Source organism: Planifilum fulgidum (assembly GCF_900113175.1).
Taxonomy (GTDB): domain Bacteria; phylum Bacillota; class Bacilli; order Thermoactinomycetales; family DSM-44946; genus Planifilum; species Planifilum fulgidum.
Genome location: NZ_FOOK01000022.1, coordinates 36085 through 57300, shown reverse-complemented (window position 1 = coordinate 57300; position 21216 = coordinate 36085). Strand labels below are relative to the sequence as shown.

31 protein-coding genes and 1 rRNA gene are annotated in these 21216 nt (G+C 60.0%); 4 read left to right on the top strand and 28 right to left on the bottom strand.

Annotated elements, in window-relative coordinates:
• From BM063_RS12245 to BM063_RS12235, 3 genes are all read right to left on the bottom strand, one after another.
• Positions 1-268, bottom strand: a 16S ribosomal RNA gene (locus BM063_RS12245); the annotation flags it as partial.
• Positions 269-533: 265 nt separating this feature from the next.
• Positions 534-947: an OsmC family protein gene (locus BM063_RS12240; protein WP_092039430.1), complete on the bottom strand. Its 414-nt coding sequence runs from the start codon at positions 945-947 to the stop codon at positions 534-536.
• Entirely contained in the window at positions 947-1579 is a 633-nt protein-coding gene (locus BM063_RS12235) for a stage II sporulation protein M (protein ID WP_177199131.1), read from the bottom strand. Before BM063_RS12235 ends, BM063_RS12240 begins: the two co-directional genes overlap by 1 nt.
• 110 nt (positions 1580-1689) lie before the next feature.
• Between BM063_RS12235 and pdaB the strand changes: the two genes are divergently transcribed.
• Positions 1690-2454, top strand: a complete 765-nt coding sequence (pdaB, locus tag BM063_RS12230; RefSeq protein ID WP_092039410.1) for a polysaccharide deacetylase family sporulation protein PdaB — start codon at positions 1690-1692, stop codon at positions 2452-2454.
• A gap of 62 nt (positions 2455-2516) precedes the next feature.
• Here pdaB and BM063_RS12225 read toward each other — a convergent pair whose 3' ends face one another.
• A complete protein-coding gene (locus BM063_RS12225; RefSeq protein WP_092039408.1) occupies positions 2517-3152 on the bottom strand; it encodes a KinB-signaling pathway activation protein in 636 nt (211 codons plus the stop codon).
• A 166-nt stretch (positions 3153-3318) separates the two neighbouring features.
• Between BM063_RS12225 and gerD the strand changes: the two genes are divergently transcribed.
• Together gerD and BM063_RS12215 are read left to right on the top strand one after the other, a co-directional pair.
• The gene (gene gerD, locus BM063_RS12220; RefSeq protein ID WP_342713751.1) at positions 3319-3933 is read left to right on the top strand and encodes a spore germination lipoprotein GerD; all 615 of its coding nucleotides are present in this window, start codon (positions 3319-3321) and stop codon (positions 3931-3933) included.
• Between the two features lie 403 nt (positions 3934-4336).
• Positions 4337-5374, top strand: coding sequence for an ImmA/IrrE family metallo-endopeptidase (locus BM063_RS12215; protein WP_092039403.1), 1038 nt, complete (start codon positions 4337-4339; stop codon positions 5372-5374).
• 65 nt (positions 5375-5439) lie between these two features.
• On the opposite strand, the gene BM063_RS12210 is transcribed toward BM063_RS12215, so the two are convergent.
• The 3 genes from BM063_RS12210 to BM063_RS12200 form a co-directional block, all read right to left on the bottom strand.
• Complete coding sequence (locus BM063_RS12210; protein ID WP_092039428.1) at positions 5440-6546, bottom strand: P-loop NTPase; 1107 nt, start codon at positions 6544-6546, stop codon at positions 5440-5442.
• Positions 6547-6594: 48 nt separating this feature from the next.
• Positions 6595-7341 carry an N-acetylmuramoyl-L-alanine amidase CwlD gene (cwlD, locus tag BM063_RS12205; RefSeq protein ID WP_092039401.1) on the bottom strand — a complete coding sequence of 249 codons (747 nt, stop codon included), beginning with the start codon at positions 7339-7341 and terminating at the stop codon, positions 6595-6597.
• A 97-nt stretch (positions 7342-7438) separates the two neighbouring features.
• The gene (locus tag BM063_RS12200; RefSeq protein ID WP_143085336.1) at positions 7439-7903 is read right to left on the bottom strand and encodes a hypothetical protein; all 465 of its coding nucleotides are present in this window, start codon (positions 7901-7903) and stop codon (positions 7439-7441) included.
• 169 nt (positions 7904-8072) lie between these two features.
• Here BM063_RS12200 and BM063_RS12195 point away from each other — a divergent pair, with 169 nt between their 5' ends.
• Entirely contained in the window at positions 8073-8387 is a 315-nt protein-coding gene (locus tag BM063_RS12195) for a YbjQ family protein (protein ID WP_092039397.1), read from the top strand.
• A gap of 257 nt (positions 8388-8644) precedes the next feature.
• Here the strand turns inward: BM063_RS12195 and rpsI are convergent, their stop codons facing one another.
• The 21 genes from rpsI to rplF form a co-directional block, all read right to left on the bottom strand.
• Positions 8645-9037 carry a 30S ribosomal protein S9 gene (gene rpsI, locus BM063_RS12190; protein ID WP_092039395.1) on the bottom strand — a complete coding sequence of 131 codons (393 nt, stop codon included), beginning with the start codon at positions 9035-9037 and terminating at the stop codon, positions 8645-8647.
• Positions 9038-9061: 24 nt separating this feature from the next.
• Positions 9062-9505 (bottom strand): 50S ribosomal protein L13, encoded by a 444-nt coding sequence (rplM, locus tag BM063_RS12185; protein ID WP_092039393.1) that lies wholly within the window; start codon positions 9503-9505, stop codon positions 9062-9064.
• 147 nt (positions 9506-9652) lie between these two features.
• Positions 9653-10453 (bottom strand): tRNA pseudouridine(38-40) synthase TruA, encoded by an 801-nt coding sequence (gene truA, locus BM063_RS12180; RefSeq protein WP_092039391.1) that lies wholly within the window; start codon positions 10451-10453, stop codon positions 9653-9655.
• Between the two features lie 96 nt (positions 10454-10549).
• Complete coding sequence (locus tag BM063_RS12175; RefSeq protein WP_092039389.1) at positions 10550-11347, bottom strand: energy-coupling factor transporter transmembrane component T family protein; 798 nt, start codon at positions 11345-11347, stop codon at positions 10550-10552.
• A 68-nt stretch (positions 11348-11415) separates the two neighbouring features.
• The gene (locus tag BM063_RS12170) at positions 11416-12318 is read right to left on the bottom strand and encodes an energy-coupling factor transporter ATPase (protein ID WP_092039386.1); all 903 of its coding nucleotides are present in this window, start codon (positions 12316-12318) and stop codon (positions 11416-11418) included.
• Complete coding sequence (locus BM063_RS12165; protein WP_092039426.1) at positions 12294-13139, bottom strand: energy-coupling factor transporter ATPase; 846 nt, start codon at positions 13137-13139, stop codon at positions 12294-12296. The genes BM063_RS12170 and BM063_RS12165 overlap by 25 nt, the downstream gene beginning before the upstream one ends.
• Before the next feature lie 114 nt (positions 13140-13253).
• Entirely contained in the window at positions 13254-13643 is a 390-nt protein-coding gene (rplQ, locus tag BM063_RS12160) for a 50S ribosomal protein L17 (protein ID WP_092039384.1), read from the bottom strand.
• A gap of 21 nt (positions 13644-13664) precedes the next feature.
• Positions 13665-14609 carry a DNA-directed RNA polymerase subunit alpha gene (locus BM063_RS12155; RefSeq protein WP_092039382.1) on the bottom strand — a complete coding sequence of 315 codons (945 nt, stop codon included), beginning with the start codon at positions 14607-14609 and terminating at the stop codon, positions 13665-13667.
• Between the two features lie 130 nt (positions 14610-14739).
• Positions 14740-15138: a 30S ribosomal protein S11 gene (gene rpsK, locus BM063_RS12150; RefSeq protein ID WP_092039380.1), complete on the bottom strand. Its 399-nt coding sequence runs from the start codon at positions 15136-15138 to the stop codon at positions 14740-14742.
• 18 nt (positions 15139-15156) lie between these two features.
• Positions 15157-15525, bottom strand: coding sequence for a 30S ribosomal protein S13 (rpsM, locus tag BM063_RS12145; protein ID WP_092039373.1), 369 nt, complete (start codon positions 15523-15525; stop codon positions 15157-15159).
• 16 nt (positions 15526-15541) lie between these two features.
• Positions 15542-15655 carry a 50S ribosomal protein L36 gene (gene rpmJ / locus BM063_RS12140; RefSeq protein WP_003322638.1) on the bottom strand — a complete coding sequence of 38 codons (114 nt, stop codon included), beginning with the start codon at positions 15653-15655 and terminating at the stop codon, positions 15542-15544.
• 50 nt (positions 15656-15705) lie between these two features.
• On the bottom strand, positions 15706-15924 hold the full coding sequence (gene infA / locus BM063_RS12135) for a translation initiation factor IF-1 (RefSeq protein WP_092039372.1): 219 nt from the start codon (positions 15922-15924) through the stop codon (positions 15706-15708).
• Positions 15925-15928: 4 nt separating this feature from the next.
• A complete protein-coding gene (locus BM063_RS12130) occupies positions 15929-16243 on the bottom strand; it encodes a KOW domain-containing RNA-binding protein (protein WP_092039371.1) in 315 nt (104 codons plus the stop codon).
• Positions 16243-17004 (bottom strand): type I methionyl aminopeptidase, encoded by a 762-nt coding sequence (gene map, locus BM063_RS12125; RefSeq protein WP_092039370.1) that lies wholly within the window; start codon positions 17002-17004, stop codon positions 16243-16245. Before map ends, BM063_RS12130 begins: the two co-directional genes overlap by 1 nt.
• Entirely contained in the window at positions 17001-17654 is a 654-nt protein-coding gene (locus BM063_RS12120; RefSeq protein ID WP_092039369.1) for an adenylate kinase, read from the bottom strand. The genes map and BM063_RS12120 overlap by 4 nt, the downstream gene beginning before the upstream one ends.
• Positions 17655-17769: 115 nt before the next feature.
• Positions 17770-19083, bottom strand: coding sequence for a preprotein translocase subunit SecY (gene secY / locus BM063_RS12115; protein WP_092039368.1), 1314 nt, complete (start codon positions 19081-19083; stop codon positions 17770-17772).
• Positions 19083-19523: a 50S ribosomal protein L15 gene (gene rplO, locus BM063_RS12110; protein ID WP_092039366.1), complete on the bottom strand. Its 441-nt coding sequence runs from the start codon at positions 19521-19523 to the stop codon at positions 19083-19085. The genes secY and rplO overlap by 1 nt, the downstream gene beginning before the upstream one ends.
• Positions 19524-19554: 31 nt before the next feature.
• Positions 19555-19743, bottom strand: coding sequence for a 50S ribosomal protein L30 (rpmD, locus tag BM063_RS12105; protein ID WP_092039364.1), 189 nt, complete (start codon positions 19741-19743; stop codon positions 19555-19557).
• A 12-nt stretch (positions 19744-19755) separates the two neighbouring features.
• Positions 19756-20247, bottom strand: a complete 492-nt coding sequence (gene rpsE, locus BM063_RS12100; protein ID WP_092039424.1) for a 30S ribosomal protein S5 — start codon at positions 20245-20247, stop codon at positions 19756-19758.
• A gap of 17 nt (positions 20248-20264) precedes the next feature.
• Complete coding sequence (rplR, locus tag BM063_RS12095) at positions 20265-20633, bottom strand: 50S ribosomal protein L18 (protein ID WP_092039362.1); 369 nt, start codon at positions 20631-20633, stop codon at positions 20265-20267.
• 30 nt (positions 20634-20663) lie between these two features.
• Positions 20664-21200: a 50S ribosomal protein L6 gene (gene rplF, locus BM063_RS12090; protein WP_092039360.1), complete on the bottom strand. Its 537-nt coding sequence runs from the start codon at positions 21198-21200 to the stop codon at positions 20664-20666.
• Positions 21201-21216: the final 16 nt, after the last annotated feature.

Below are 21216 nucleotides of genomic sequence, written 5' to 3'. Positions count from 1 at the left end.
CTCACCAACCAGCTAATGCGCCGCGGGCCCATCCGCAAGTGGCAGCTTGACGCCGCCTTTCCACCCCGGATCATGCGATCCGGAGTCTTATCCGGTATTAGCCCCGGTTTCCCGGAGTTATCCCGGTCTTGCGGGCAGGTTACCCACGTGTTACTCACCCGTTCGCCGCTGGGTCTTAAAGGGCAAGCCCTTCAAGACCCCGCACGACTTGCATGTATTAGGCACGCCGCCAGCGTTCGTCCTGAGCCAGGATCAAACTCTCCTGGAAAGTTTGATATGACTCAAAGGAACCACGGGTCCTTTTCGCTCTTCAGTTTTCAAGGAGCGCCTTCATTTTTTCTTCGCCGCACCTCGCGGCGACGGTTTATATTTTATCATACCGTTCCGCGGAAGTCAACAAGATTTTTCTGGAGTGCGGCGTCGAATTTCATTTTGAGCCGCCCCTCATCAAGGAGCGACATTGCCTAGTATATTGGGGTTTTGTCCAAATGTCAACCCTGTAATAAATGGAAATCTCCGCGACAAAAAGTCTATCAATATTCCACCCCGTTGATCGAGAAGCTGGTTGTCACCTCGGCGTTCAGGGAGCGGAGGACCGAACAGTACTTGTCGCGGGAAAGCTCCACCGCGCGCCGCACCTTCTCCGGCGGCAGATCCCCCTCCAACCGGTAATGGACGTGAACCCGGGTGAACCGGCGGGGATGATCCTCCGCCCGTTCCCCGGACACCTCCATCGAAAAGGCGTCGACGCGAAGGCGCATCCTCTCCAAAATCATCACGATGTCGATGCCGGAACAGGCCCCCGCGGCAGCGAGCAGCGTCTCCATCGGACTGGGGCCGCGGTTCTCTCCCCCGGCCTTCGGTTGGGCATCCATCATCACCCGGTGTCCGGAGGGCGCATCCGCCTGAAAGGCCATGTTTCCCTTCCAAATGACGTCCACTTTCATCATCCGATCACTCCTCCCCGGGATCCAAAGGCGATGATCAAACCGGCTTCGATCGCCGCCGCCGCCAGAAGCAAAACCATCACCAAGGCGGCCGCCGCCGGGATCCTGTCAAACAGCCTCCGCCATTCCCTGGTTCCGGCCGCCCGCCCTCCGGGAACGAACCAACTGAGCAGCCAGCGGACAAAGGTGATTCCCAGGCGCATGCCGTAGGCCGCGGCGATGATGATGGCGGGCAGTTCCAGGATTCCGTGGGGCAGCACCTTCGTGACGAAAAGAACCAGCGGGTGAACCCCCGCCTCCACCGCCGACTGGTGCAGAATCACTCCCAGCATCATCCCGTTGGCCATCAGCATCAAAACCGGGTACACGCCCAGGAAAATTCCCAAACCGATGGTCGTGACGGCCGCCCTCACATTATTGAAAAAGATGAGGCCAAAGGCGGTCAAAAAATCCGGATTGGCGTGAATGCGCCTGACCATCTGTTCCAGAGCGCCGTACATGCCCGACTGGCGAAAGGCTTGGTCGATCTCCTCCGCATTAAAATACCCGATCAACATGCCGGCAATGAGGATCAGTGCCGCGCCGCCGATCAATTTCCGCTCATCATAAAGGGCTCGGGCAATTCGTCCCACCAGTTCCTCCCCTTTCTCTGCCGCGATGGAATAACCCCCCTCCGGCGGCATACACATAGTATGGGACAGGGTACAACCCCCCATACCGAATAGGCGTCGGAGGTGGAGGGATGAACTTTTTCTGGGTTTTATCCGGCCAAAAGATCAAACGGATCGCCGTGTTGGTCGTTGCGGTGTTCTTTGCGGCAGGCATCTTCTATGCCGAAAAGAAAAACATCCAGGTCTTTCTCCCCGTGGAAACAGGTCCTGAAGCGATCTACAGCGTGGAAACCGACAAAAAGCAGTTGGCGCTCACCTTTGACATCAGCTGGGGAGAGGAGCGGGCCGGCCCCATCCTCGATGTGCTGGAACAGAAAGGGGTCAAGAAGGCCACCTTCTTCCTTTCCTCCCCCTGGGCGGAGAGCCACCCGGACATCGTCAAACGGATCGTCGACATGAACTATGAAATCGGCAGTCACGGCCACCGGCACGACAATTACAGCACCTACAGCGAGGAGAAAATCCGGGAGCAGATCTCCAAGGCGGATCACATCCTGACCAAGCTGACGGGCAAAAAGCCCAATCTGATCCGCTTCCCCAACGGAGACTTCGACAAACGGGTGCTCCGCATCGCCGACAGCCTGGGATACACCACCATCCAGTGGGACACCGATTCCCTCGACTGGATGAATCCCGGCACAGACAAAATCGTTCAGCGCGTCGTCAGCAAAGCCCATCCCGGCGACATCATCCTGATGCACGCCAGCGATTCCTGCCGCCAAACCCATGAAGCGCTGCCGGAAATCATCGACAAGCTCCGGGACAAGGGATATGAATTCGTGACGGTCTCCGAGTTGATCGCCGGGACCAAAGTGAAAACCGATCCGATCGAATGACGCGCGAAAAACGCTTCATCCGATGCCGAACCCCTGACTTTCCATCAGCGGATTCGGCTGTTCTATTTTTTGGAGCCGGCCGCCGCCGGAGCAGCCACGCCCTTTTTCTTCCGGCCCTTTCCGCCCTCGGCCTTCGGAGGAGCCACCAGGCGGTGGATCCACAGGATCTGCCATGCATTGCAGACCAGGATCGTCAACACCGTGTACAGCATCATCATCAGGGAGTCCTGTTTGAGGGCGGTGCCGGATTCGAGCAGCGTCGCCACCACCATGAAGAAGAGGGCCGGCACGAACCCCCGACCGTTCGTCAGTTTCATTTTCCAGAAGGCCACCAGCAATCCGGCGGCCAGGGTGATAAATCCGACAAGGGCCTCGGGCACCAGAATCCTCCCCTCGGCATCGGCCAGGTACCCGAAAACGACCACCTCACCCAGCACCAGGAGGAGAAGCAACACCTGGACGGCATGAAACCAGAAATCCTTCCGGAAAAATCCGGAGGCGACCCAATTGAAGATCAGGTAGGCAAAAAAGCCCATCTGCGCCACCGCGCCGAAAAGCAGACCGGCGAGCAGCCGCTGAGACAGGTCGAGTCCCATTTCCCCCATGAAAAGTTCCAGTAAAAAGCCGATCAAAAGCGCCGCGACGCCCCCCAGGGCCAGGGTGGTGACAAACAAAAAAAGCCAATTCCGTATCGTCATTTTCGGTCTCTCCCATCACATTCCGTCCCTTTGATTGTACCAAACCCCTTGTCGCAACGCCAACACGTGCGGCATAAACCGCCCCCCTCCGCCCCATATTAAGGGTAGAGGTTGCATCCCGAACCGTTTAAAAACGCTTCAGTTCATAAAGAAACGGGGGCTTCCCATGCGACACCTTTTATTCTCCGCAATGATCCTCATTCTTGCCACCGCATGCAGCAGTCCGGCCCAACGACCCGAAAGCCAGGGGCCGGATTACCAGCAGATAAAGGAAATGGTCGTGGACGTCCTTGAGACCAACGAAGGGAAAAAGGCTATCCGGGAAATGATGAAGGACCCGGAATTCAAGCGGGAAGTAGTCATCGCCGACAAGGATGTGGAGAAGGCCGTCGCCAAAACGATGCAGGATCCGAAGACGAAAAAGCAACTGGAAGAGATCCTCAAAAAGAGGGAAGTGGCCAAAAACCTGGCCGAAGTGACCCGCAAGGAACAGGAAAAGCTGATGAAGCAGCTGATGAAGGACCCCGAGTACCAAAAACTTCTGCTGGATGTCCTGCGGGATCCGGAATTTGAGGAAAACCTCCTCCACCTGATGAAAAGCCGTCAATACCGCAAAGAGATGACCAAGGTGATGGAAGACGCCCTGGAAACCCCGTCTTTCCAGAAGAAATTCGAGAAGCTCCTGGAGGAGGCGGTAAAAAAAGCGGAACAGAAAAAGAAAAAGGGCGGATCCCAGGACGGCGGCGAACAAGAACAGCAGGGAGGAACCAACAGCGCCTGAGAAAGGGCGCAAAAGGACTCCGATCCGGGAGTCCTTTTTTTGCGGGGCCGTTTTGACGCAAACTTCGCCTCCCGACGGGCCTCGCTTCTTTCATCCGGCTTCCGTCAGCAGGACCACCCCTTCCTATGTACTCCCCGCTCTCTTGCCCGCAGCTGACTTTCCCCCTCCGGATTGCCCGCTTCTCCCGCTCCCGTCTTTCCGGAAGCGGCACAAATTCGACCGCCTCCTGCTTCCGACCTCGGAAGGGAGACTTGCCCCCTCGGTCCGCCGCGCCGACTCCGGAGTCGGTGAAGTCCGCGCCCGCCGGGCATCCATCGACGGATGCGGAAGAAGCGCGCCCCCAACTTTTCCGACCCGAGCGACAGCGTGTACAATGGAGGAGAAGAGGGAGTGTGCAAGCCCCATGGAAACGATGGAAAAAGACCGCATCGGGACCATCCGGGACAACGCCTGGCAACTGATCCGCGAAACGGATATCCGCTGGTTGCCCGTCGATCCCTTTCTCCTCGCCGAACGATTGGGAGTCCGGATCATTTCCGCCCGCCGGATCGCCAAAAGCGCCCATTTCGACCCGCGATCGATGGAAGAGGGGCGCGGCGCGTTCCTTCTCGTTCACCGGGAAAAGGAAACGTTCACCATCGTCCTGGATGACGGGCTGCGTTCCGGGGAGGTTCTCCGCTGGACCGTCCTGCGCGAACTGGGACATATCCGGCTCGGACACGCAGCCGCACCGGCGAAAGACGGGGTCCCCCCGAAGCGTTCCCCCCGTCAAGTCCTGGAAGCGGAACGGTTTGCGGCGGAGGTGCTCGCCCCCTTGCCCCTGCTGCGGGCGGCCGGTGCCACCCGACGGGAGTTGATCGCCTTCATGTGCGAGATCCCCGATGCGGTGGCGGAAGAGAGGGAACAAGCCCTGAACGGATACGACGAAACCTGTCGGGCGGCGGAGGAGTGGATGAGGCGGCAGTTCGCGGACTACCTGAAACCGGTGGCCCACTGTGCCAGTCCCGACGGGTATTACGGCCTGCTGGGAACGATAAAACGAAATCCGGAGGGAAGACCGATGAATCAAAAGCACGCCTACGTCGAAACGGACGAAAGGGGACGGTTCCTCTATTGCCCCCGTTGCGGAAACCGGAATTTTTCCGAGGACGCCAAGTATTGCAAGATGTGCGGGATCTACCTGTTCAACGAATGCACCAACCAGTCCCGGTTTGACGAGCGCATCGGCGCAGACCACTGGTGCGGCCGCATCAATCCGGGGGATGCCCGCTATTGTGAGCACTGCGGGGCGGAAACGATCCTCACTCAGCTCGGACTGCTCAAACCCTGGCAGGAAGTGATGATTCCCAAGAAGGAAGTGGCCACCTCCCGGATTCCCGATCCGATGGAGGAAAACGACGGAAAACCGATCGAAATCTCCAAGGATGAGATGCCCTTTTGAATCGACCGGGAAAGAAAAAGCCGGCGGAGCCCGATGTTCCGCCGGCTTTTCGTATGGGAACCTTTTCAGTTTTTGACCTCTGCAGGGGTCTTTTGAATGATCCTGCGGGCCAACTCGGCATAAATTCGCCCCGTCTCCGTATCGGGAGCATAAACGGAGGGAGAGAAATCGGGATCGTTGATGTCGTTGTCCGGAGCGCCCAGGGGAATCTGGGCGAGCAGCTCCGTTCCCAGTTCCTTGGCCAGCTTTTCGCCGCCGCCGCGGCCGAAGACGTAATCCTTCTTTCCGCAGGCGGAGCAGGCATACCAGGACATGTTTTCCACCACGCCCAGGATCTCGTGTTTGGTGTGCAGAGCCATGTTCCCCGCCCGGGCGGCGACGAACGCGGCCGTGGCGTGGGGGGTGGTGACGATGATCTCCTTGCTCTGGGGAATCAGCTGGTGCACATCCAGCGCCACATCACCGGTTCCCGGGGGCAGGTCGAGAAGCATGTAGTCGAGCTCGTCCCAATGAACTTCGGTGAAGAAGTTGCGAAGCATTTTGCCCAGCATCGGACCCCGCCAGATCACCGGAGCGTTGTCCCGGACGAAGAAGGCCATCGACATCACCTTCACCCCGAACCGCTCGACGGGCAGAATCGTCTTGTCGATCACGACGGGACCCTGCTCGATTCCCATCATGTCGGGCACGCTGAAACCGTAGATATCGGCATCGATGATTCCCACTTTTTTCCCTTCCCGGGCCATCGCGACCGCCAGATTGACGGTGACGGTGGACTTGCCGACCCCACCCTTGCCGCTGGCGATGGCGATAAACTGGGTTTTGGAATCCTCGGCCAACAGCGGCGAGAGGGGAGCGCCGGGTTTGGGCGCGGAACCTGCCCCCGCGCGCTGCTGCCGCAGTCTGGCCGACAGAGCGGCGCGCTCCTCATCCGTCATCGAACCGAAGCGGATATTTACCTCCTCCGCGCCCAGGGCACGGATCGCCTTCTCCACGTCTTCCTGAATCTTCACCTTGAGCGGACAACCCTGTATGGTCAAAATGACGTCCAAAGACACCCGGGAGCCGTCGATCCGGATGTTGCGAATCATGCCGAGCTCCACCAGGCTCATGCCCAGCTCCGGATCCTTCACTCCCCTGAGGGCATCCAAAATCTTTTCCTGCGTGAGCATCGGGAACACCCCATCATCATTTCAGTGCTTTCTGTTTATTATATCATACTATCCGGCGTTCATTTCCGGAGGAATCTTCTCCTCGCTGTAAAACCGCAGAATTCCGAAATATATCGCCGCGGCCAGCTTCTTCTGATACTTCTCGTCACCCAGCCGGGCCGCCTCCTCCGGATTGGACAAAAATCCCACCTCCACCATGGCCGCAGGCACCGGTGAGGCCTTCAGGATAAAAATGTCCCCGCTCTGCTTGGGAAGCCGTTTGGTGTTTTCCAAGGTGCGGATCAGTTCCGCCTGTATGAATGAAGCCAATTTTTTGTTTTCTTCGTTTCCGGGATGGTAAAAGGTTTGCGCCCCCTTCCAGCGGGGAGAGGGAATCGCGTTGAGGTGAATGCTGATCAGGGCATCCGCGCCGCTCTCCTTGACGATCCGCACCCGCCGCATGAGGTCCTGGGTTTTGCGCCGGCTCAGGCCCCGGACGGAGCTGTCCGCCAAATCGGTGTCCTTCTCCCGGGTCATGATCACCAGCGCGCCCGCCTCCTGAAGGTAATCCCGGAGATGCAGGGCGATTTTCAGGGTCACTTCCTTTTCCACCACGCCGGATTTACTGACGGCACCTCCGTCCACCCCCCCGTGGCCGGGGTCGAGAACGATCACCCGGCCGGCCAAGGGCATGTGCCAGACGGTCCGGCTCCACTCCCGGAAAAACGACAATAAGAGCAAAGCCACGAGCGCGGCGGCGACGGCTCCCGCACACAACAGCCTCCATCGATGCTCCTTGAGCGCATCCCAGCTCATTTGTCATCGCCGTCCTTGTCTGACAGGGTTCTGATCCCATGTATATGGGACGAGTCGCCCCTTTATGTGGGAAAACCCGCCCCGGCATGGCGGCGATTCAGATCCTTCGCTGTTTCCGGAGCAGGAGGCCGTACTCCACGCCGCGGATCAGCCAGCGGGGCATCAGATCCTCCATCACGACGATCACCGATTGGCTGAGCCATTCGTCCAGGACTTGAAACAGCTGAAAGTCGTGGGCCGTCTGGCTGATCAAGCGGTCCCCCTCGGCGAGGAAATCCCTTTCCACCCTTTCCTTCCACTGGGATTTCTCCGCCCCGCCCCCCATTTCCCGGTAGATTTTCCGGCTCGCCTGAATCCCCAGCAGGAAGGACTCATAGGCGAGCCGATACACGCTTTCCTCGATCATCCACCGCTTGTTCACGGGCAGTCGGGCGGTGACGGGATTCAAGATCACCCGGGTGTATTCCATCAATTCGTTCCAGGGAAAGCCGGCAAGGGCCCGCTGCCGCAACCGCTTCGCGTGCTCCGCCCTTCTCGATTCCAGGGAGATGATCTTCGCCACCTGCACCGCCCCGTTTCTTCCCCATTTTGTAGAATAGTCTTTCCGAAGCGGCGCGGGCGTCATACTTCGACCCGTTGGCCAAGGCGGGCAATCGGCAAAACCATGTTGAAACGGCCTGTTTTGAGATATATTGAAATAAGGGATGTTTTATCAAGGAAGGAGGATTTCCGTGCTCATCACCACCACCAACACCCTCCAGGGAAAAGAAATCGTGGAATATCTCGGGGTTGCCAGCGGTCAGGCGATCATGGGGGCCAATGTGGTCCGCGATTTTCTGGCGGGAATCACCGATGTCATCGGCGGCCGAAGCGGCGCTTACGAAAGCAAGTTGAACGACGCGAAGGAGATCGCCCTCAGGGAGATGGCTCAGGAGGCGCGAGCCATGGGCGGCAATGCGGTGATCGGAGTGGATCTGGATTTTGAAACGATCCGGGACGGCATGATCATGTGCATTGCAACGGGGACCGCCGTCCGGATAAAATAAGCGGGAAAAATGAAGGTGGCGCGATTGTTCGCTCCTCTCCATGCAGCAGGGCCCTTCGACGACACATCGCACTTCCCGCCCACTTGAGTTGGACAGATCTCAGAGGAGACGTTTCCGCGCGCTCAATCAGAACACTTCATATCACGCCGGAGAAAGTGCCGTGACCTCCCGGCGCTCCCCGCCCGCACGGGTGCAAGGCGGACCTCCGTCAAAAGACAAAAATCCCCGCAGGCTTGCGGGGATTTTTTGTGTCCAAATTACCGTTTGGAGAATTGGGGAGCGCGACGGGCCTTTTTGAGACCGTACTTTTTCCGCTCTTTCATCCGCGGGTCGCGGGTCAAGAAACCGGCCCGCTTCAGGGTCGGACGCAGTTCCGGATCCACCTTCAACAGCGCCCGGGCGATTCCATGGCGGATGGCTCCCGCTTGACCGGTGAATCCGCCTCCGCGCACATTCACCAGCACATCGTAGCGGTTCACCGTATCCGTCAACACCAACGGCTGGCGCACGATCGCCTTCAGGGTTTCCATGCCGAAATAATCGTCCAGGTCACGGCCGTTGACAACGATCCGGCCATCCCCGGGAACCAGCCGCACGCGGGCGACCGACTCCTTGCGCCGACCCGTTCCGTAATATTGGACTTGGGCCACGATCCGATTCCCTCCTTATCCCGATTATTTCAATCCGCGCAGTTCCCACACCTCAGGCTTTTGCGCCTGATGGGGGTGTTCCGGGCCGGCATATACCTTCAGCTTCCGCAGCTGACGGCGTCCCAGGCTCGTCTTGGGAAGCATCCCCTTCACCGCCAGTTCAATCATCCGTTCCGGCCGCGTATTGCGCATGTCGGCGGCGGTGGTCTTCTTCAGCCCGCCCGGCCAGCCGGAATGCCGGTAGTAAATCTTGTTGGCAAGTTTCTTCCCGGTCAGCTGCACTTCCTTGGCGTTGATGACGATGACGAAATCTCCCGTGTCCACGTGGGGGGTATATTGGGGCTTATGTTTACCGCGCAGGAGCGCCGCCACTTCGGAGGCCAACCGTCCGAGGGTTTTGCCCTTGGCGTCGACCACATACCACTTGCGCTCCACTTCGCCGGGTTTGGCCATGTAAGTGGTCCGCATCGTTTTCCCTCCCTTTCCTCGCGGGGCCATTTCACAGGAACGACCTGTATCGTTGAATCACCGATTTCTTACGCGCCGAAAAATGTTTCAAACGGGGCTGTCGTGGAAAAATACCAAAATTCATCTTATCCGATCGCATAGGCGATGTCAAGAAGAGCAAGCATTTTCGCACCGCCGCCCGGACGCCGGATCACCTTCCTTTTCCACCCAGGGCACATAGCCCACCTCGACCATTGTCAGCCCTTCGGGAGGCAGCGTTTTTCCCGCGGCGGCGCGGTCTCTGGCCCGGATGATGCCGGGCATCTCCTCCGGGCGGCGCTTTCCCCTGCCCACCTCCAGGAGGGTGCCGGCGATGATCCGCACCATGTTGTACAAAAAGCCGTTTCCGACGACCTCCACCAAAACGAGAGGTCCCTCCCTTTCCACCCGACAGCGGTGGATCGTGCGGACGCGGTTTTCCACCGGAGACCGGGCCGAAGAGAAGGAAGTAAAATCGTGGGTCCCCTCCAGATGCGCCGCCGCCCGGCTCATCGCATCCACGTCCAGGGAAAAGGGGAAGTGGAGTCGGAAGCGCCGGGTGAACACGTCGGGGACGGGCCGGGTGTCGATGGCGTATCGGTAGATTTTCCAGCGGGCATCCTTCCGCGCGTGAAATTGGGCGGGCACCTCCTCGACGGAGAGGACGGCCACATCCCGGGGAAGCGTTCGATTCAAAACAGGCACCCAACGGTCCAGGGGCATCGGATGGGACGTGTCAAAGTGACACACCTGTCCCCGGGCGTGCACGCCCGCATCGGTCCGCCCCGCTCCGACCACCCGGACCGGACGTCCGCAGATCCGGGAGATCGCCTCCTCCAGCACGCCCTGCACCGTCCGGCGGTCCGGCTGGCGCTGGAAACCGAAAAAATCCGTCCCGTCGTAGGCGACGACCATCTTCAGCCTCGGCATGTTCGCACCTCCCAGGATGGCGGTGGAAAGCGTTTCCCCCCGACCGCTCTTTGCACCGAAATCCCGGCGGACGGCCGTTTTCCGCCGAGCCGTCCCCTACAGCAGCCCGACCGCCGCAACCACCCCCGCCAGCAGCGCCCAAAGCGCCGCGTCCAGCCGGGAAAGGCGCAGCTCCCGCAGACGGGTTCGCCCTTCTCCCCCGCGCCAGCAGCGGGATTCCATCGACACGGCCAGTTCCTCCGCCCGGCGGATGGCCGAGACAAACAGAGGAATCAAGAGGGAAACGGCATGTTTCAACCGGCGAAAGAGGCTTCCCCGATCCAGCCCGCCTCCCCTGGCCCGCTGGGCCAACCGGATTTTCTCCGCCTCCTCCTGGACGGTGGGGATGAAGCGGAGGGTGATGGACATCATCAAGGCCAGTTCATGAACGGGAATCCCCAGCCGCCGCAAAGGAGAGAGCAGCCGTTCCAGCCCGTCGGTCAAGGCGAGGGGAGCGGTGGTCAGGGGGAGAAGGGACGCCGTCAGAACCATCAGGAAAAAGCGGGCGGCGGTCCACGCCGCCTGCTTCACCCCCGCCTCGTGGAGGGCAAGCGGCCCCCACTGCCACACCACATCGCCTCCCCGGGTAAACATCAGGTGGAAGAGGGCGGTGAGGGCGATCAGAAACAGCAGCGGCTTCAGCATACCGTACAACACGCCGGGGGAAATCCGGGAAAGCAGCGCTCCCCCCAGGGCCACCGCCGACAGCAGCGCCAGATCCGCCGCGCTGTCGGCCAGCAGGACCAGGGGCAGATACACCGAAACGAAAAGGATCTTGGTCCGGGGATCCAAACGATGCAGCGGAGAATCGCCGGGCACGTACTGGCCGAGGACCGGACTGGCGATCCGGTTCATAAGACATCACCTGCCGCATGGTCAAGGGAAAAGAAGGACGTCGTTACGCAAGACGCAGAACCTCCCGCTTAAACGGCGCTTCCATCCTCCCGGACCGAGGGAACGCTCCCCCTGTCCGGCTTTGCGGATCTCAGTCGCCGGACCAATGCCTTCTCCAGGTCGTCCAGGGTGCAGCGATCCAGGGGCAGGGGAGGCTCCAACCGCTCGTTGAGCCTTTGGATCAGCCGGACCGTCTCCGGCGGGTTCAGCCCCCACCGGAGCAGCCGCTCTCCCTGGGCAAACAACTCATGCGGCGTGCCGGCAAAAACGCACCGCCCCTTCGACAGGACGAACAGGCGATCCGCATGGCGAGCCACCTCATCCATGTCGTGGGAGACGAGGACCACCCCCATCCCGCGCTCCCGGTGGAGGAGGCGGATGCGCTCCATCAGCTCGCGGCGGCCCGACGGATCCAGACCGGCGGCAGGCTCGTCCAACAGGAGAAGCCGCGGTTCCATCGCCAACACGCCGGCGATGGCCGCGCGGCGCATCTCCCCGCCGCTCAGACGGAAGGGCGAGCGGTCCGCCACTTCCGGAGGCAAGCCGACCCACTCCATCGCCCTTCGGACCCGGTCCGCCGCCTCTTCTTCCGAAAGTCCCAGATTGCGGGGGCCGTAGGCGATATCCTCGGCCACCGTCCCGGCGAACAGTTGGTGTTCGGGAAACTGGAATACCACGCCGACCTTGCCCGCCAAGCAGGGAGGTTGACGCTCGGGGGTGATCAGGACGCGTCCGATGCGGACCCTGCCCCGGGTGGGCCGGAGAAGCCCGCCGAGCACCCGAATCAAGGTGGATTTGCCCGATCCCGTCGCCCCGACCACCCCCGCGAAGGAGCCGGCGGGAATGGTCAGAGAAAGGTCCGAGAGCGCCTCCCGTTCCGGGGAGATCCCCCCCTGGTAACAAACGCTCAGCCCCTCGACAACAATCTCCATATCTCCTCCACCCATCTCTCCGGATCCAGCGTTTCCGAAAGGGGCCATCCCCGCCGGCGGAGACGGCCGGTGAGCTCGGCGAGGACCGGCACCTCCAGGCCAAGGTGACGAAGCTCCTCATCCCGGAGAAAAACCTCCTCCGGCGGGCCGTCCAGGACGATGCGGCCGCGGTCCAGCACGGCCACCCGCCCGGCCCGTGCCGCTTCTTCGGCCGAATGGGTGATGTGAATGACCGCCATCCCGCCTTCGTTCAGCCGCCGGACCACTTCGAGCACCCGGCATCCGGCCGCCGGATCCAGCATGGAGGTGGCCTCGTCCAGGACGATCGCCTCCGGCCGCATGGCGATCACGCCGGCGATGGCCAGAAGCTGCTTTTGCCCCCCGGACAGCTGATGAATCTGCCGCTCTTCCATCCCGGACAATCCCACCGCCTCCAGGGCTTCGTCGATGCGCCGGAGCATCTCCTTTCGGGGCAGGCCCAGGTTTTCCAATCCGAAGGCGACATCTTCCCGAACGGTGGGGGCGACGTGCTGGTTCTCCGGATTTTGAAACACCATGCCCACGGTTTTCCTGACCGTCCACAAACGCTTCGGATCGTCCGTGGGAATTCCCTTCACCCGCACCCGCCCCTCCGTCGGGACCAGCAGTCCGTTCAGCATGCGGGCCAGGGTGGACTTTCCGGAACCGTTGCGGCCCATCAGGGCCACATATTCCCCCGGCTCGACGGTCCAGTCCACCTTGCGGAGAATCCAGTCCGCCCGCGCCCGCGCTTCCGGGCGAAAGTCAAACCAGACCCCCTGCACCTCAATCAGCGGGGCCATCGCCTTCCCTCCCCGGAAACCGGTCGTTCCTGATCCGGACCAACCCAAAAAAGAAAAAAGGGCAGGTTTGGGAACCGTCCGCGCGATCCCTCCCTCTCCCTTTTCCCGGTTCAATCATTTCACCAATTCCAGGTACACCATCGGCGCTCCGTCGCCGCGGCGCGGACCGATCTTGATGATCCGGGTGTATCCTCCCTGACGCTCCGCGTAACGGGGAGCAATTTCGTCAAACAGTTTCTTCACCGCATCCACCTGGTGATGCACCGTCTCCTCCCCGTCTCTCTCGGTATAGGAGCGGTTTTTGCGCACAAAAGCGGCCGCCTGCCGGCGGGCGTGGAGGTCACCGCGCTTGGCCAGGGTGATCATCTTTTCGGCGATGGAACGAACTGCCTTGGCCTTTGCCTCCGTGGTCTTGATCCGTTCGTTCAAAATCAGGTCCGTCACCAGATCGCGAAACAGCGCTTTCCGTGCCGCCGAATCACGACCCAATTTCGCATATGCCATTGGATCCTTCCCTCCCCCAACTCATTCTTCTTTGCGCAGGGACAGCCCCAGTTCGGCCAGTTTTTCCTGCACTTCCTCCAGGGATTTGCGCCCCAGGTTGCGCACTTTCATCATGTCTTCTTCCGTTTTTTGAATCAGTTCCTGGACCGTGTTGATGCCCGCACGCTTGAGGCAGTTGTAAGACCGGACGGAGAGATCCAGTTCCTCGATGGTCATTTCCAACACTTTTTCTTTCTGATCCTCTTCTTTCTCGACCATGATCTCCGCTTCCTGGGCCTCGCTGTTCAACCCGACGAACAGCATGAGGTGTTCCGTCAGGATCTTGGCGCCAAGGCTTACGGCCTCATCCGGCCCCAGGCTGCCGTTGGTCCAGACCTCCAGCATCAGTTTGTCGTAGTTGGTCACCTGACCGACCCGCGTGTTTTCCACTCGGTAGTTGACTCGTTCGATGGGCGTATATATGGAATCGATCGGAATCACCCCGATCGGCTGATCCTCCCGCTTGTTTCGTTCAGCCGGAACGTATCCCCGTCCGCGATTGGCCGTCATGCGAATATGCAGCCGGCCATCCTCGGCCAGGGTTGCGATGTGAAGGTCAGGGTTCAAGATCTCCACGTCGCTGTCTGCACGAATGTCTCCGGCGGTGACTTCCCCCGCCCCCTCAACGTCGATTTCCAACACTTTTTCCTCATCGGAATGAATCTTGAGAACGAGCTGCTTCAGGTTGAGGATGATCTCCGTGGTATCCTCCACCACGCCGGGGATCGTGGAAAATTCGTGCAGGACCCCGTCGATCTGGATGGAAGTAACGGCCGCGCCGGGAAGAGAAGACAGCAGGATGCGGCGCAGGGAATTGCCCAGGGTGGTGCCGTAACCGCGTTCCAAGGGTTCTACGACAAACTTCCCATACCGGTTGTCGTCACTGATTTCAACCGCCTCAATTTTCGGCTTTTCAATTTCAATCATACGGATTCGAACCCTCCTTCAGAACGTGCGTTCCGGCGCGATTTCGCCAACAGGACACCACCTTCGTCCTATCCAGTATGGTCGTAAAACTGGAGATTTAAACCAAAACCGGGCCACGCACGAAAATGGGTCAGACGCGGCGCCGCTTTGGCGGACGACAACCGTTGTGGGGAATGGGCGTCACGTCTTTGATCAAATTGACATCCAGTCCGGCAGCCTGCAGGGAGCGAATGGCCGCCTCCCGGCCGGCGCCCGGTCCCTTGACCAGCACCTCCACCGATTTCATCCCGTTTTCCATCGCCTGTTTGGCCGCCGACTCCGCAGCCAATTGGGCGGCATAGGGAGTGCTTTTCCGGGAACCCTTGAAGCCCATCGAACCCGCGCTGGCCCAGGCGATGGTGTTGCCGCGGGGATCGGTAATGGTGACGATGGTGTTGTTGAAGGTGGAGCGAATGTGGGCCACTCCGTGTTCCACGTTTTTGCGCGCACGACGTTTGACGCGCTGCGTCGTCGTTTTCCGTTTGGCCATCCTTTTCCCTCCTCAAGGTCATTTCTTCTTGTTGGCCACCGTTCGACGCGGTCCTTTGCGCGTACGGGCATTGGTCTTCGTACGCTGCCCCCGCACCGGCAGTCCGCGGCGATGGCGAATTCCGCGATAGCAACCGATCTCGATCAGCCGTTTGATGTTGAGGGCCACCTCGCGGCGGAGATCCCCCTCGACGACCAGGTTCTTGTCGATGTAGCTGCGCAGTTTGGTCACTTCGTCTTCCGTCAGGTCGCGCACCCGGGTGTCCGGATTGATCCCCGTCTCCTGGAGGATTTGTTTGGACCGGGAGCGGCCGATTCCGTAAATGTAGGTCAGGGCCACTTCCACCCGCTTGTCGCGCGGAAGGTCAACGCCCGCAATCCGTGCCATCCTGTTCCCTCCCGTCTTATCCCTGTTTTTGCTTGTGTTTCGGATTTTCACAGATCACCATGACCGTGCCTTTCCGTCGAATCACTTTGCACTTTTCGCAGATCGGCTTCACCGACGGCCGAACTTTCATGTGAATCCCTCCTTATGACCAAGCCCCATCCCGGCGACGACACATTCCCGTCACTTGTAGCGGTAGGTGATCCGGCCGCGGGTCAAGTCGTACGGGGAAAGTTCCACCGTCACCTTGTCACCGGGCAGAATCCGGATGAAATGCATGCGAATTTTGCCGGAAACATGGGCGAGTACCTTGTGACCGTTTTCCAGTTCAACCCGGAACATGGCGTTGGGCAGCGGTTCAATCACCCTGCCTTCCACCTCGATCACATCTTCTTTGGACATCGACTCACCCTCCTTTCTCCTCGTCGTTTCCGTGATGGAGCAGGTACTGGTTTAAGGCGTGCCTCAGTTTGGCGTTGGGAACGCGACCGTTTTTTTCCAGGGCTTCAACCACTTCCTCGGCGATGCAGTTCGTCGGCTGGACATGCTTCACGTTCTTCTTCTTGGGCTTGTCGGCCTTTCGCGTGCATCCGTCAGCCAACCAGACAAACCGGGGCTTTTCCACACCGATGACGATTGCGAAATTGCCCGCCTCCCGGCCCCTGAGAATCCGAACAATCTGGCCCAGGCGGGGCAGACCCTCGGAATCCGTCACACCCATCACCTTTCTCCTGCATCCCAGGAAGTTAAGATTTCACATCCCTCTTCGGTAATGGCGATCGTATGCTCAAAGTGGGCGCACAGGGAACCGTCGACGGTCACAACGGTCCAGTTGTCACTCAGTGTGCGCACATGGCGGCTTCCCTCGTTGACCATCGGTTCGACGGCCAACGTCATCCCCGGTTTCAAGCGGGGACCGCGCCCCGGAGGGCCGAAGTTGGGGACACTGGGCTCCTCATGTAGCTCGCGGCCGATTCCGTGGCCGACATACTCCCGGACGACCGAAAAGCCATGGGCTTCCACATAGCTCTGGATCGCGTGGGAGATGTCGCCGATGCGCGCGCCGGGCACCGCCTTGGCCAGCCCGCGGTAGAGGGACTCCTCCGTCACCCGGAGAAGCTTTTGCGCCGCCTCGGAGATGCGCCCGACGGGATAGGTCCACGCCGAGTCTCCGTGGTAGCCCTCGTATTGGGCACCAATGTCGATGCTGATGATGTCCCCTTCCCGGAGCACGCGCGTCCCCGGAATGCCGTGAACCAGTTCGTCGTTGACCGAGGTGCAGATGCTGCCGGGAAAGCCGTTATAGCCCTTGAAGGAAGGAATCGCTCCGTGCTTGCGGATCACCCGGTCGGCGATCCGGTCCAGCTCCTTCGTGGTGACGCCGGGGCGGATCGCCTTCTGGACTTCCCGGTGGGCTTCCCGGACAATCCATCCCGCCCTTCGCATGCGTTCCAGTTCCTTGGCGGATTTGAGCACGATCATCCGTTTTCCCCTCGAATCCGCGACAAAATGGAACGGGTGACCTGCTCGATCGGCTGCTCGCCGTCGATCCGGCGCAGGTTCCCCTTCCCTTCATAATACGAGAGCAGGTGCTTCGTCTGCTCCATGTTGACCTCCAGCCGCTTGGCCACCGTTTCTTCCCGGTCGTCATCCCGCTGGTAGAGAGACCCTCCGCACCGGTCGCAAATCCCCTCCCGCTTGGGCGGGGCAAACACGAGATGGTAGGTGGCCCCGCATTCCCGGCAGATGCGCCGGCCGGTCAACCGTCGGATCAGTTCTTCCTCACCGACTTCGATGTAGAGCACATGATCCAGGGACTTCCCCATTTCGGCGAGCACCTCATCCAGGGCCTCCGCCTGGGGAACGGTGCGCGGAAAACCGTCCAGCAGAAAACCGTCGGCACAATCAGCTTTGCCAAGCCGTTCCCGGACGATACCGATCGTCACCCGATCCGGCACCAGCTGCCCCTGATCCATGTATTTTTTGGCCTCTTGCCCGAGGGGAGTCCCCTCCTTCACCGCCTGACGAAACATGTCTCCGGTGGAAATGTGCGGGATCTTCAGTTCATCGACGATTCGTTCCGCCTGGGTTCCCTTTCCGGCTCCGGGCAATCCCATCAAAACGATATTCAAAAGCCTTCCCTCCCGGTTTGATTCCTCCGCCCACGGAGGGTGGATGCGACCGCTTCACGCGGCTAGCCGCACCGGCTTTGCGCAACGCGCCCCCGGACGGGTTCTCCGCGTCCGACTACTTGATGAAGCCCTTGTAGTGCCGTTTGATCAGCTGGCTTTCGATGTTTTTCATCGTCTCCAGGGCGACCCCGACCACGATCAAGAGGGAGGTTCCCCCGATCTGCACCGTTTGGGGAAGGTCCGCAAGACCCGTGAAGAAGACGGGCAGAATCGAGACCGCCGCCAGGAACAGGGCTCCGGTCAGGGTGATCCGGTTGATCACCTTGGTCAGATAGACCGTGGTGTTCCGCCCCGGCCGAATCCCCGGGATGAACCCGCCGTTTTTCTTCATCTGGTCCGCCAGCTGCACCGGGTTGATCTGGACGAAAGTGTAAAAGTAGGTAAACCCGATGATCAAGAGCACGTACAGGGCCATTCCCAGCGGCTCAGAGTAGTTGAAATTCGTGATGATCCACTGGGAAACGGGGCTGTTGGGCCAGAAGCTGGCGATGGTGGTGGGAAAGATCAGCAACGACAGGGCGAAAATCACCGGAATCACGCCGGCGGCATTCACCTTCAGCGGGATATGGGTCGACTGGCCGCCGTACATCCGGCGCCCGACGATCCGCTTGGCGTACTGGACGGGAATCCGGCGGACGCCCTGCTGGATGAAGATGACGCCGGCCACGATCAGCAGAATCACCGCCAGAATGATGACCAGCTTCACAATGTGAAGGAAGATCTGATCCCCGGCATTGGTAAATTCATACTGATAAATCTGCACCGCTCCCGGAGGGATCGCGGCGACAATCCCGGCGAAGATGAGAATCGAAATCCCGTTGCCGATTCCCTTGTCGGTAATCTGCTCGCCGAGCCACATCAGAAAGGCCGTTCCCGCCGTCAGAGTGAGGGAAATCAGCGCCAGGCTAGCAATGCTGTCGTCTTCAAGCAGCTGGAGCCCGCCTCCTCTGGCGGTGATCCTGTCAAACCCGATGGTGAGACCGATCGACTGGATCAAAGCCAGTACAATGGTACCATACCGGGTCACCTGTGCCAACTTGCGGCGCCCCACTTCCCCCTCCTTGGCCCACTGGGCAAATTTGGGGATGACGTCCATCGTCAGCAGCTGCACGATGATCGATGCGGTGATGTAGGGCATGACCCCCATGGCAAAGATGGAGAAATTCAGAAAGGAACCGCCGGAGAAGGTGTTCAAAAGGCCGAACAAGCCGGCCCCCTGTCCCTCAGCGAGGGCCTTCATCGCCTCACTGTTGGTGTTGGGAACGGGAATGTAGCTGCCGATCCGGAACACGACGAGCATCATCAGGGTGAAAAGAATCCGGCGGCGAAGGTCCTCCACCTTGAAGATATTGCTCAGAGTCTGAAACATCAGAGCACCTCCGTCGCCCCACCCGCGGCGGCAATTTTCTCCTCGGCTGTGCGGGAGAATTTATGCGCCTTCACCGTCAGCTTCACGGAAAGATCTCCGTCACCGAGCACCTTCAACCCGTCCTTCAGGTTTTTCACGATGCCCTTTTCCTTCAGGAGCTCCGGCGTCACAACGGTCCCCTCATCGAACCGGTTGAGGTCTTTTACATTGATCACCGCGTACTCCTTGCGGTTCGGGTTGGTGAAACCGCGCTTCGGCAAACGGCGGTACAGCGGGTTTTGTCCCCCTTCAAAGCCGGGGCGGACGCCGCCTCCCGCACGGGCTTTCTGCCCCTTGGTCCCCCGGCCGGCGGTTTTGCCTTGACCGGCGGCGATGCCGCGTCCCACCCGTTTGCGCGGCCTGCGGGAACCGGGAGCAGGCTTCAGCTCATGCAGTTTCATGGCATGGCACCTCCTCTGCGGGAATTCCCGATTATTCGTCGACCTCTTTCACTTCGACCAGATGTTTCACCTGAAAGATCATCCCGCGGATGGCGGGGTTGTCCGGTTGAATCACCGTCTGTTCCCGTTTCCTAAGTCCAAGGGTGCGCAGGGTGACCCGATGGGCTTCCGGACGGCCGATCATGCTCCGCTTGAGGGTGATAGCCAATTTTTTCGCCACGGTCAACCCTCCTTATCCTAGCAATTCCTCGACGGTCTTGCCCCGGAGTCGCGCCACCTCTTCCGGCGTCTTCAGCTGCCGGATTCCGTCCAGGGTGGCCCGGACCATGTTGATGGGGTTGTTGGATCCCGTCGATTTGGTCAAGATGTCTCCGACCCCCGCCACCGTCAGCACATCGCGCACCGCACCGCCGGCGATCACTCCGGTACCTTTGGAGGCGGGCTTCATCAGGACGCGACCGCTCCCGAACTTGCCGATCACTTCATGCGGGATGGTCGTTCCCTGAAGCGGGACACGAATCATATTCTTCTTGGCTTCCTCAATCCCCTTCCGGATCGCTTCCGGCACCTCCGCCGCTTTTCCGATCCCGGCGCCGACCATTCCCTTTCCGTCTCCGACGACGACCAAGGCGCTGAAGCTGAACCGCCTTCCGCCTTTGACCACCTTGGCCACCCGGTTGATGTTCACCACTTTCTCGATCAGTTCAGGGGCTTCGGTCTTCATCGGTTTGGTTTCCTTGCTCAAAAGTCAAGCCCTCCTTCCCGGGCACCTTCGGCCAGGGCCTTCACCCGTCCGTGGTAAAGATAGCCTCCGCGGTCGAACACCACGCGTTTGAAGCCTTTCTCCAACGCCCGTTTGGCGATCAACTGACCAACCTTGCGCGCCGCTTCCACATTGCCGCCGTTTTCGATCTCGCCCCTCAGTTCCGGATCCAGGGTGGATGCGGAAACGAGGGTGTGGCCGGCCAAGTCGTCGATCAGCTGCGCGTAGATATTTTTGGAGGAGCGGAACACGTTCAGGCGGGGACGCTCCGGCGTGCCGAAAACTTTCTTGCGCACCCGCAGGTGACGCTTTTTCCGCTTCTTGTTGCGGTCCACTTTGGTGATCACGCCGCGTTCACTCCTTTCCTAAGCAACTTGTTACTTGCCGGTTTTCCCTTCTTTGCGACGGATGCGCTCGTCGGAGTATTTGATCCCTTTGCCCTTGTAGGGTTCGGGTTCACGGATCGCCCGGATGTTGGCGGCCACCGCTCCCACTTTTTCCTTGTCAATCCCTTTGACGATGATCTGGGTGGCGGACGGCACTTCCAACTCGATTCCCTCCGGCTCCGGCACTTCCACCGGATGGGAATAGCCCACGTTCAGCACCACGGCTTTTCCTTTCTTCTGAGCGCGGTATCCGACACCCACCAGCTCCAGCGTCTTGCTGAAGCCGTTGCTCACCCCCTCCACCATGTTGGCGATGATGGAGCGGGTGGTTCCGTGCAGCGCCCGATGGAACCGATCATCGCTGGGGCGTTCCACCTTGATCACGTTGTCTTCCTTCTTGACCGTCATGTCCGGATGAATCTGCCGGGTCAAAGTGCCCTTGGGTCCTTTGACGGTCACGGTGTTTCCGTCGATCGTCACTTCCACCCCGCTGGGGATGGTGATCGGTTTCTTGCCGACCCGAGACATGTTCTCACCTCCGTCC

Coding starts and splice junctions, on each gene's coding strand:
- rplM (WP_092039393.1), bottom strand. CDS start 9,505: ATGCGGACCACTTACATGGCCAAACCCGGCGAAGTGGAGCGCAAGTGG.
- BM063_RS12155 (WP_092039382.1), bottom strand. CDS start 14,609: ATGATTGAAATTGAAAAGCCGAAAATTGAGGCGGTTGAAATCAGTGAC.
- rpmJ (WP_003322638.1), bottom strand. CDS start 15,655: ATGAAAGTTCGGCCGTCGGTGAAGCCGATCTGCGAAAAGTGCAAAGTG.
- pdaB (WP_092039410.1), top strand. CDS start 1,690: ATGAACTTTTTCTGGGTTTTATCCGGCCAAAAGATCAAACGGATCGCC.
- rplF (WP_092039360.1), bottom strand. CDS start 21,200: ATGTCTCGGGTCGGCAAGAAACCGATCACCATCCCCAGCGGGGTGGAA.
- cwlD (WP_092039401.1), bottom strand. CDS start 7,341: ATGAGCTGGGATGCGCTCAAGGAGCATCGATGGAGGCTGTTGTGTGCG.
- gerD (WP_342713751.1), top strand. CDS start 3,319: ATGCGACACCTTTTATTCTCCGCAATGATCCTCATTCTTGCCACCGCA.
- rpsM (WP_092039373.1), bottom strand. CDS start 15,525: ATGGCACGGATTGCGGGCGTTGACCTTCCGCGCGACAAGCGGGTGGAA.
- BM063_RS12225 (WP_092039408.1), bottom strand. CDS start 3,152: ATGACGATACGGAATTGGCTTTTTTTGTTTGTCACCACCCTGGCCCTG.
- BM063_RS12130 (WP_092039371.1), bottom strand. CDS start 16,243: ATGGGTGTGACGGATTCCGAGGGTCTGCCCCGCCTGGGCCAGATTGTT.
- BM063_RS12175 (WP_092039389.1), bottom strand. CDS start 11,347: ATGAACCGGATCGCCAGTCCGGTCCTCGGCCAGTACGTGCCCGGCGAT.
- map (WP_092039370.1), bottom strand. CDS start 17,004: ATGATCGTGCTCAAATCCGCCAAGGAACTGGAACGCATGCGAAGGGCG.
- BM063_RS12240 (WP_092039430.1), bottom strand. CDS start 947: ATGAAAGTGGACGTCATTTGGAAGGGAAACATGGCCTTTCAGGCGGAT.
- rplQ (WP_092039384.1), bottom strand. CDS start 13,643: ATGGCATATGCGAAATTGGGTCGTGATTCGGCGGCACGGAAAGCGCTG.
- BM063_RS12170 (WP_092039386.1), bottom strand. CDS start 12,318: ATGGAGATTGTTGTCGAGGGGCTGAGCGTTTGTTACCAGGGGGGGATC.
- truA (WP_092039391.1), bottom strand. CDS start 10,453: ATGCCGAGGCTGAAGATGGTCGTCGCCTACGACGGGACGGATTTTTTC.
- rpsK (WP_092039380.1), bottom strand. CDS start 15,138: ATGGCCAAACGGAAAACGACGACGCAGCGCGTCAAACGTCGTGCGCGC.
- BM063_RS12165 (WP_092039426.1), bottom strand. CDS start 13,139: ATGGCCCCGCTGATTGAGGTGCAGGGGGTCTGGTTTGACTTTCGCCCG.
- BM063_RS12210 (WP_092039428.1), bottom strand. CDS start 6,546: ATGCTCACGCAGGAAAAGATTTTGGATGCCCTCAGGGGAGTGAAGGAT.
- rplO (WP_092039366.1), bottom strand. CDS start 19,523: ATGAAACTGCATGAGCTGAAGCCTGCTCCCGGTTCCCGCAGGCCGCGC.
- secY (WP_092039368.1), bottom strand. CDS start 19,083: ATGTTTCAGACTCTGAGCAATATCTTCAAGGTGGAGGACCTTCGCCGC.
- BM063_RS12215 (WP_092039403.1), top strand. CDS start 4,337: ATGGAAACGATGGAAAAAGACCGCATCGGGACCATCCGGGACAACGCC.
- rpsE (WP_092039424.1), bottom strand. CDS start 20,247: ATGAAGACCGAAGCCCCTGAACTGATCGAGAAAGTGGTGAACATCAAC.
- infA (WP_092039372.1), bottom strand. CDS start 15,924: ATGTCCAAAGAAGATGTGATCGAGGTGGAAGGCAGGGTGATTGAACCG.